Annotated in this window: 8 protein-coding genes; 7 read left to right on the top strand and 1 reads right to left on the bottom strand. The window is 61.7% G+C overall.

Annotated features, from left to right (window positions below):
- Window positions 1-1,489, top strand: a 1,489-nt coding sequence (locus P7F28_RS14960; RefSeq protein ID WP_277185304.1) for a sugar ABC transporter ATP-binding protein, incomplete at its 5' end; no start/stop codon positions are given.
- A 30-nt stretch (window positions 1,490-1,519) separates the two neighbouring features.
- On the opposite strand, the gene P7F28_RS14965 is transcribed toward P7F28_RS14960, so the two are convergent.
- Window positions 1,520-2,248 carry a Crp/Fnr family transcriptional regulator gene (locus P7F28_RS14965; protein WP_277185305.1) on the bottom strand — a complete coding sequence of 243 codons (729 nt, stop codon included), beginning with the start codon at window positions 2,246-2,248 and terminating at the stop codon, window positions 1,520-1,522.
- Window positions 2,249-2,609: 361 nt separating this feature from the next.
- Here P7F28_RS14965 and P7F28_RS14970 point away from each other — a divergent pair, with 361 nt between their 5' ends.
- From P7F28_RS14970 to P7F28_RS14995, 6 genes are all read left to right on the top strand, one after another.
- Window positions 2,610-3,305: a GntR family transcriptional regulator gene (locus P7F28_RS14970; RefSeq protein WP_277185306.1), complete on the top strand. Its 696-nt coding sequence runs from the start codon at window positions 2,610-2,612 to the stop codon at window positions 3,303-3,305.
- 44 nt (window positions 3,306-3,349) lie between these two features.
- Window positions 3,350-4,624, top strand: a complete 1,275-nt coding sequence (gene mtnK / locus P7F28_RS14975; protein ID WP_277185307.1) for an S-methyl-5-thioribose kinase — start codon at window positions 3,350-3,352, stop codon at window positions 4,622-4,624.
- Between the two features lie 17 nt (window positions 4,625-4,641).
- The gene (gene mtnA / locus P7F28_RS14980) at window positions 4,642-5,709 is read left to right on the top strand and encodes an S-methyl-5-thioribose-1-phosphate isomerase (RefSeq protein ID WP_277185308.1); all 1,068 of its coding nucleotides are present in this window, start codon (window positions 4,642-4,644) and stop codon (window positions 5,707-5,709) included.
- Complete coding sequence (locus tag P7F28_RS14985; protein WP_277185309.1) at window positions 5,706-6,374, top strand: L-fuculose-phosphate aldolase; 669 nt, start codon at window positions 5,706-5,708, stop codon at window positions 6,372-6,374. The genes mtnA and P7F28_RS14985 overlap by 4 nt, the downstream gene beginning before the upstream one ends.
- Before the next feature lie 50 nt (window positions 6,375-6,424).
- Entirely contained in the window at window positions 6,425-7,552 is a 1,128-nt protein-coding gene (locus P7F28_RS14990; RefSeq protein ID WP_277185310.1) for a sugar ABC transporter substrate-binding protein, read from the top strand.
- Window positions 7,553-7,617: 65 nt separating this feature from the next.
- The coding region (locus tag P7F28_RS14995) for an ATP-binding cassette domain-containing protein (RefSeq protein ID WP_277185311.1) at window positions 7,618-8,481 on the top strand (864 nt) is incomplete at its 3' end.

An 8,481-nucleotide genomic window follows, 5' to 3' on the forward strand; every position in this document is an offset into this window, starting at 1 on the left:
GGAGATGCGCGACATCTCTAAGACCTTCCCCGGCGTGAAGGCGCTCGACCGTGTAAGCCTGACGATTCGTCGTGGCGAAGTGCATGCGCTCGCCGGCGAAAACGGTGCAGGCAAGAGCACGTTGATGAAGATTCTGACCGGCATCTACGCACCCGATCCCGGCGGCGCGATCCTTATCGAAGGAAACGAGGTTGCGCTCGCCGACAGTAATCACGCGCGTGCGCTTGGCGTGAACATCATCTATCAGGAACTGGCGGTCGTGGAGAATCTGACCGTCGGCGAGAATATCTTTTTGGCGAAGGAACCGCGCACACGCTTCGGGCTGATCGATCGCGCGCGCATGTATCATCAGGCATCCGAAGTATTGAAGACGATCGACATGAATATCGATCCGGTCACGCGCGTAAGCGAACTGAGCGTGGGCCAACAGCAGATGATCGAGATCGCCAAGGCGCTCAGCGCGCAGTCCAAGGCGATCATCATGGACGAGCCGACCGCGTCGCTCAGTCATCACGAAACCACGGTGCTGCTCGGGCTGGTGCGGCGTCTGCGCGAACGCGGCATCGCGGTGGTGTACATCTCGCATCGGCTCGAAGAAATATTTGAACTCGCGGATCGCGTGACGGTGCTGCGCGATGGCCGCACCGTCGGAAGCGCGCCCATTGCGGACGTCACGCGCGAAACGCTGGTGCGTCAGATGGTGGATCGCGAACTGAGCGAACTCTACGGCGAGCCGCAATCGCACGCGAGCGATACACCCGTGCTCGAAGTACGCGCGCTCGCGTTGAAGCCGGTCCGCGCAATGGAAGCGCGTATCCGCGATATCAGCTTCACGCTGCATCGTGGGGAAGTGCTGGGTATCGCGGGGCTGGTCGGCTCGGGACGCACCGAAATCATGGAGATGATCTTCGGCATGCGCGCGGCCACCGGCGAGATTCTCGTCGATGGCGTGCCGGTGAACATCCGCAATCCGCACGACGCGATCCGCGCGGGCATCGGCTTTGTCACCGAAGACCGCAAGGCGCAGGGACTCGTGCTCGGCATGAGCGTGCGCGAAAACTTCAGCCTCACGCATCTGGCGCGCTATTCGCCGTTCCAGTTCGTGCAGCACGCACGCGAGCGCGAGAGTTGCCGCGAATACGTGCGGATGCTCGGCATCAAGACGCCGGGCGTCGAGCAGAAAGTGGTGAATCTGAGCGGCGGCAATCAGCAGAAGATCGTCATTGCAAAGTGGGTCGCGCGGCATCCGAAAGTGCTGATCGTCGATGAACCGACGCGCGGCATCGACGTCGGCGCGAAGGCAGAAGTGCATGCGCTGATCGCGCGGCTCGCGGCGCAAGGTATCGGCGTGATCGTCATATCGTCCGATCTGCTCGAAGTGCTCGCGGTAAGCGATCGCATTCTGACCGTGCGCGAAGGACGTATCAGCGGCGAACTGAGCCGCGCCGAGGCATCGCAGGAAAAGGTGATGGCGCTCGCCACGGCGTGACACGCCGCCTGTGCCTGCGTTGTCGACCGCTCAAAGCGGCGCAAGCGCGGGCGTCTGGACCTTGTTCACATAGCGCGCGACGAACGCGGGCGTGAGCACGATCTTGCGTTCGCGCATATCGACAAGCCCTTCGGCCTTCAGATCGCTGAAGTGCCGATTGACCGATTCGCGCGACGTGCCGATAAACTCCGCCAGCTTGTCCTGCGCGATCGGCAGGTCGATAAGAATGGCGTCGCCCTGATCGAGTTGATCGCTGAGGTGATCGCACGGCGTGCCGACTTGTCCCGCGAACATGACGAGCAGATTGACGAGGCGTTTTTTCACATCATGCAGCGAGAGGTTTTCGATCACTTGCTGCGCTTCCTGCCAGCGCAGATAGTGGTTCCTCAGCACAAACTGATTGATGACGTCATAGCGCGTAAGCAGGTCCTTGAAATCCGCCTTGCGGATATAACAGACCATGCTGGGCGCGAGCGTTTGCGCATGATGCGAATAACTGGCCTGATTGAGCACATCGCCATCGCCGAAAATCATGCCTGCCTTCACGAAAGCCAGCGTGATTTCCTGACCATCCTCGGTCAGCCGATAAAGCCGCACGCTGCCGCTTTTGAGCAGATAAACGTGTTCGCTGGATTCGTCCGGGCGATACACGACCGTATTCTTGCGCAGCGTCCGGTGATCGCTGAAGGCGGGCATGACCTCGTCGAGGCAATGGCGCTGGATCAGCGAGAGCAACTCGCTTTTGCCGACAAACCACATTGTCGTCTCCTTAAGAATGCCTTGCGGTCCGGCTCTTGGGCGTTTGTTTCGTCATGCTTGACGCAGGGAGCACGGCCATTTAAGACGCGCTCATTCTACACATCGATAATTGCGTCGCGCTTGGATGGCGAACGCGTTTTTATGCGTGCGCAAAGTGTGGGATCGCACGCTTTTTAGTGCGATGCAAACGAAGGTGAACAAGCACGTGAGCGCATTTTTGCTGCGCTTGCGTGAGCATTGCGCATAAGAAATAACGTGGCCGTGCTACGGGAAAGTCCCAAGAAAAAACATCAGACGTCTGATGTATCTTCGAGCCGATGCCACTCACGAGAGCACCATGCGCTTAAGCGTCGAACGTTCGATGAGCGACAAGATTCAGGCGTCGCTTCTCACGATGATTCGCGAGCGCAAGCTCAAGCCCGGCGACCAGATTCCCACGGAGCCGGAGCTTTGCGAACTGCTCGGCGTGGGGCGTTCGAGCCTGCGCGAAGCGGTGGCGCAGATGATCTCGCACGGGCTGCTCGAACGCGTGCAGGGGCGCGGCACCTTCATCAGACATATCTCGCTGAAGCTGCAAGGCGGACTCGATGATCTGATGTCTGTGACGGACATGATCCGCAGCGTGGGCGCGGTGCCGTCCACGAGCCGTATGCAGACCGAAGTAATCGCGGCATCGGAGAGTCTGGCGGAAAAGCTCGCCATTGCGCCGGGCGATCCGTGCGTGCGGATCGAGCGCGTGCGCCGCGCGGACGACGCCATCGCCGCATACTGCATCGACACGATTCCGAAGGCTCTGTTCGATGCCGCCGACGGCGAAATGGGCGAGTCCTTGTTCGGCATGTTCGCGCGCACGGGCAGGCGTTTGTCGCACACGCATACGTCGATCCAGCCGACCATTCTCACGCCGCGCGATCTGCCGGAACTGGGCGATGGCTTCGGCCTGTTTCTGCTGCTGGACGAAGTAGATTTCGATCAGAGCGGTGTGCCGCTCTGCTATGGCAACGACTACTACAACACGAGCATCTTCAAGTTCGATCTGGTGCGCAAGCGTCGCTGAAAAGCGTGGCGTCTGCATGCCGGAACACATCGGAGGAGACACCGATGGAGTTCGAAGCGTTCACTGCATCCGCGCTTGCGGATTATCTCGGCGGCATCGCCGATGTGCGCGCGCGCTTGTTCGAAGACGATGCGCCCGCCGATCTCGATATCGCCGAGGTCGGTGACGGCAATCTGAATTACGTGTACATCGTGACCAACGCGAAGGCGCGCGAGCATAGCGTGGTCGTCAAGCAGGCGCCGCCGTTCCTGCGTCTGGTGGGCAAGAACTGGCCGCTGTCGTGTCAGCGTATGGATCATGAAGTGGCTGCGTTGCGGCGCTTCGGCGCGCTGTGTCCGCAGCATGTGCCGTGCGTCTATCACGCCGACGAAAAGCGCTTTCTGGTGGTGATGCAGCATCTCGCCTCGCATCGCATTCTGCGTCAGGGATTGATGGACGGCGTGAGCTATCCGCTGTTTGCGCAGCACATGGCGAACTATCTCGCGCACACCTTGTTTCATGGCTCGGATCTGTTCCTCGCGCCGGACATCAAGAAGCAGGCGATGAGCGCGAGCGTGAACATCGAGTTATGCAGGATTACCGAAGATCTCGTCTTTACGTTTCCGTACGAAGATCATTCGTCCAACGTGTATAGCGCTGCGTTGCCCGCGTCCGCGATTGCGCGTCTGCGAAGCTACGAGCCATTGCGCTGCGCCGCCGCCGATATGAAGTGGGCTTTCATGAATCACGCGGAGACGCTATTGCACGGCGATCTGCACACCGGCTCGATCATGGTGAACGCGCGCGAAACCTATGTGATCGATCCTGAGTTCGCGTTTTACGGTCCGATGGGTTTCGACATCGGCGCGCTTATCGCCAATCTGCTGCTCGCGTATTTCTCGCGCGACTATCACGGACGTGTCGATGGCGGCGATCCGCGCGCGTATCAGGAATGGCTGCTGGAGCAGGCCGTGACGATCTGGAACGGCTTCAGCGCGACCTTCCTCACGCTCTGGCGCGAGCACGAAAGCCGCAGCGGGAAACGCTTTATCGGCACGGCGGAGACGCGCGTCGGCGAGGCGTATCGCGCGCATTTTATGCGGCGTTTGCTTGCGGATACGCTTGGCTTCGCGGGCTGCAAGATGATCCGACGTATCGTCGGCATGGCGAAGGTCGCGGAAATTACGCGCATTCCCGACGCGCAGTTGCGCGCGCAAATCGAAGTGCGTTGTCTGCGTTGCGCCGAAGCGTTGCTTGTGCAGCGCGCCGCGCTTACCGATATCGAACAGGTCACGCTGCTCGCGCGCGAAACCTTGCTCGACAAATCCTCTTTCAGTTGATCGATCCCGGAGCGTTCATGGTTTCGCAGCGCAACTTTCCGACCTTGGCACCGACCATCGAATGGCGCGACGGCGATTTGCTGCTGCTCGATCAGACGCGTCTGCCGCACGATATCGTGATCGAGCATGTCGCCGATGCCGCCGCCGTGTGGCGCGCGATTCACGAACTGCGCGTGCGCGGTGCGCCTGCTATCGGCGTGGCGGCGGGCTACGGACTCTGCGTGGCGATGCAGGATGCGCGCGCGTTGCCGGTCGCGGAGTTTCGCGCGGAGCTGGAGCGGCGCGCGGCCTATCTCGATTCGGCGCGCCCGACTGCGGTGAATCTGAGCTGGAGCCTGAAGCGCATGCTGCGCCGCGCACACGCAAGCGATGCACGCGATTCCGCCACGCTCTACGATGCGCTCGTCGATGAAGCAAAGCGCATTCATGCCGAAGATATTGCGCTGTGCGAAGGAATCGGCGTACACGGGTTGCCGCTGATCGAAGCGGGCGCGGGCGTGCTCACGCACTGCAACGCCGGAGCGCTCGCAACCACCGGACTCGGCACCGCCACCGCGCCGATTTATGCGGCGCATCGCGCGGGCATCGCGTTCAAGGTCTATGCCGATGAAACGCGTCCGCTGTTGCAGGGCGCGCGCCTCACGGCCTTCGAATTGCAGCAGGCGGGCGTGGACGTCACGCTCGTCATCGACGGCGCGGCGGCTTCGCTGATGTCGCAAGGGCGCGTCGATCTGGTGATCGTCGGGACGGATCGCGTGGCGGCGAATGGCGACTTCGCCAACAAGATCGGCACGCTGGGCGTGGCCATCGCGGCGAAGTATTTCGGCATTCCGTTTTATGTGGCGTGTCCTTCTTCGACGCTCGATTTTTCGACGGCGAGCGGCGCGCAGATCGAGATCGAAGAACGTGGCGATGCGGAAGTCACGCATCTCGCGGGCCAGCGTGTCGCGCCGCAGGGCATCGCGGTGCGCAATCCCGCTTTCGATGTGACGCCGCATGCGCTCGTCACGGGGTTCATCACGGAGCGAGGCATCGTGAATGCGCCGTTCGAGCGTCTCTTCGAAGCTGAAGGCAACGCCGCATGAACGCGCTCGACGAAGACGCATTGCGCCGGGGTATCGTCGAAACCGCGCTCGAAATGGAGCGGCTCGGCATCAATCAGGGAACCTCGGGCAATGTGAGCGCGCGCTGTCGCGATGGCTTCCTCATCACGCCCAGCGGCGTGCCCGCGCGCGAACTCGATGCTGCGGGCATCGTCTGGCTGCCGCTCGATGTGCACGAGGACGACGCGATCTTGCGCACGCACAGGCCATCGTCGGAATGGCGCATTCATCGCGACATTCTGCGTGCGCGCGCCGATGCGAACGCGGTCGTGCACACGCATTCGATCGCGGCAACCGCGCTGGCGATTCATGCCCGCGATATTCCCCCTGTGCATTACATGGTCGCGGCGGCGGGCGGCGTGTCAATCCGCTGCGCGCCGTATGCGGTATTCGGCAGCCAGCAACTATCGGATTACGCGCTGGACGCGTTGCGCGAGCGGCGCGCGTGTCTGCTCGCGCATCACGGCGTGATCGCGCTGGGCGACGATCTCGCGCGCGCGTTGTGGCTCGCGCACGAAGTCGAAGTGCTGGCGAAGCAGTATCTGCTCGCGTCTCAACTCGGCACGCCGCCCGTGCTGACGGATGAACAAATGGATGAAGTGCTGGAGAAGTTCAAGACTTACGGCAGGCGCAGCAAGGCAAGCTGAAAGAGAAATGAGTATCGCAAACTCGTAAAACTTGAATAACGGAGACAGTCATGGCCTGGAGTTCAGCAAGATTCGATAGCTGGGGAATGATCGGCAAATCAACCGGCGCGTTGTTGTTGTGCGCGGCCGCGCTCGCGGGCTGTTCGAAGAGCGACAACGCATCGTCGGGCAGCAGTTCGGCGGCGAGTTCGAGCGATGCCGCCAGCGCGCCCGCCAGTGCGGCTGCCAGCGCGCCGGCTGCAACGGCTGCCACACCTGCGGGCGGCAAGCCCAAGGTCGGCTTTTCGATTGCAACGCTCAACAACGCGTTCTTCGTCGGCCTGAAAGCGGGCGTCGAGCGCGAGGCGAAGGAGCAGAACTTCGATCTCGTGCAGACCAACGCCAACGGCGACGCCCAGCAGCAAGTGAACGACGCGATCAATCTGCTGAGTCAGGGCGTGACCGCGCTGGTGCTCAATCCGATCGATTCGAAGGCGATCATTCCGGCGGTCGAGAAGGCCAATCAGATGAACATTCCGGTGTTCACGCTGGACCGTGGTTCGGATGGCGGCAAGGTCACGTCGTTCGTTGCATCGGATAACGTCGCGCTCGGGCAGACGGCGGCGAAGTGGATCGCGGAGCAACTGAAGAAGCGCTATGGCTCGGAGAAGGGCAATGTCGTCGATTTGATCGGGCTTGTCGGCACGACCGCCGCGACGGACCGCGAGAAGGGCTTCAGCGACGAGATCGCGAAGTATCCGAATATCAAGGTGGTCGCGCGGCAGGAAGGCGCGTTCGATCAGGAGAAGTCGCTCAACGCGATGACGAGCATCTTGCAAAAATATCCGCAGATCGATGCCGTTTTCGGCGCGAACGATGACAACACCGTCGGCGCGGAAAAGGCCATCGACAACTCGGGCCGTTACAAGCCGCTCGGCGACAAGGATCACATCATGGTGATCGGCGCGGACGGCACGGCGCAGGCGCTCTCCGCGATCCGCGCGGGCAAGCAGGACGCCACCATCTCGCAGAATCCGATCCGCATGGCCGCCAAGTCGCTGCAATTTATCGCGGACTACAACGCCAAGAAGGACGTGCCCGCGAACTACGCATGGCCGACCATGCTGATCGACAAGTCCAACATCGATTCCGATGAAGTGAAGAAATACGGCTTGTGGTCGGAGGAAGTGAAGCAGTAAGCGTAACCGCAGGCGTAGCGTGCGAGCCGCGCTACGCCCGACCCATGCAAGACGGAATGGAAATCATGACAGCCGATACAAAAGCGCAAGCGCCGCTTTTGCGCATGCAGGGCATCGTCAAAAGTTTTCCCGGCGTGAAGGCGCTGCGCGGCGTGAGCCTCGATCTGCATCGCGGCCATGTGTTGGCGATCGTCGGTGAGAACGGCGCGGGCAAGTCGTCGCTCGTCAAGACGCTGTCGGGCGCGTACGAACCCGACGAAGGCAGTATCGAGATCGATGGCGCGCTGCTCGCGCGCGGCACCAATGCGGCGATCGATGCGGGCGTCGCCGTCATCTATCAGGAGCTTTCGCTTATCAACGATATGACGGTCGCGGAGAATCTGTTCCTCGGCCGCATGCCGTCGGCGAGCGGCTTCGTGAAGCAGCGCGAAGCCCATGCGATGGCGCGCGAAGCGCTCGCTCGCGTGGGTCTCGATAACGTGCCGCCGTGGCAACGCCTCGGCGATCTGCCGCTCAACAAGCGGCAACTCGTCGAAGTGGCGAAGGCGATTGCGCGCGACGCTCGCATCCTCGTGATGGATGAGCCGACCGCCGCGCTGCAGAGCCACGACATCGCGAATCTGTATGCCGTGGTGCGGCGGCTGCGCGAAGAGGGCATGGGCATTATCTTTATCTCGCATCATCTGGAAGAGGTGTTCGAACTGGCCGATTCCGCTGTCGTGATGCGCGATGGCGCAACGGTCGGCGCGCGTCCGATGTCGCAATGGACCGAGGCCGAACTCGTTCAGGCGATGGTCGCGCGCAATCTGGAATCGTTCTATCCGTGGGAGCCGCGTCCTTATGGCGATGTCGTGCTGGAAGTGCGCGATCTCGCCAGCGCGCCCTTGCTGCGGCACGCGAGCTTTGCGGTGCGCGCGGGCGAGATCGTC

Origin of the sequence: Caballeronia sp. BR00000012568055, from assembly GCF_029439455.1 — a bacterium.
Lineage (GTDB): Bacteria > Pseudomonadota > Gammaproteobacteria > Burkholderiales > Burkholderiaceae > Caballeronia.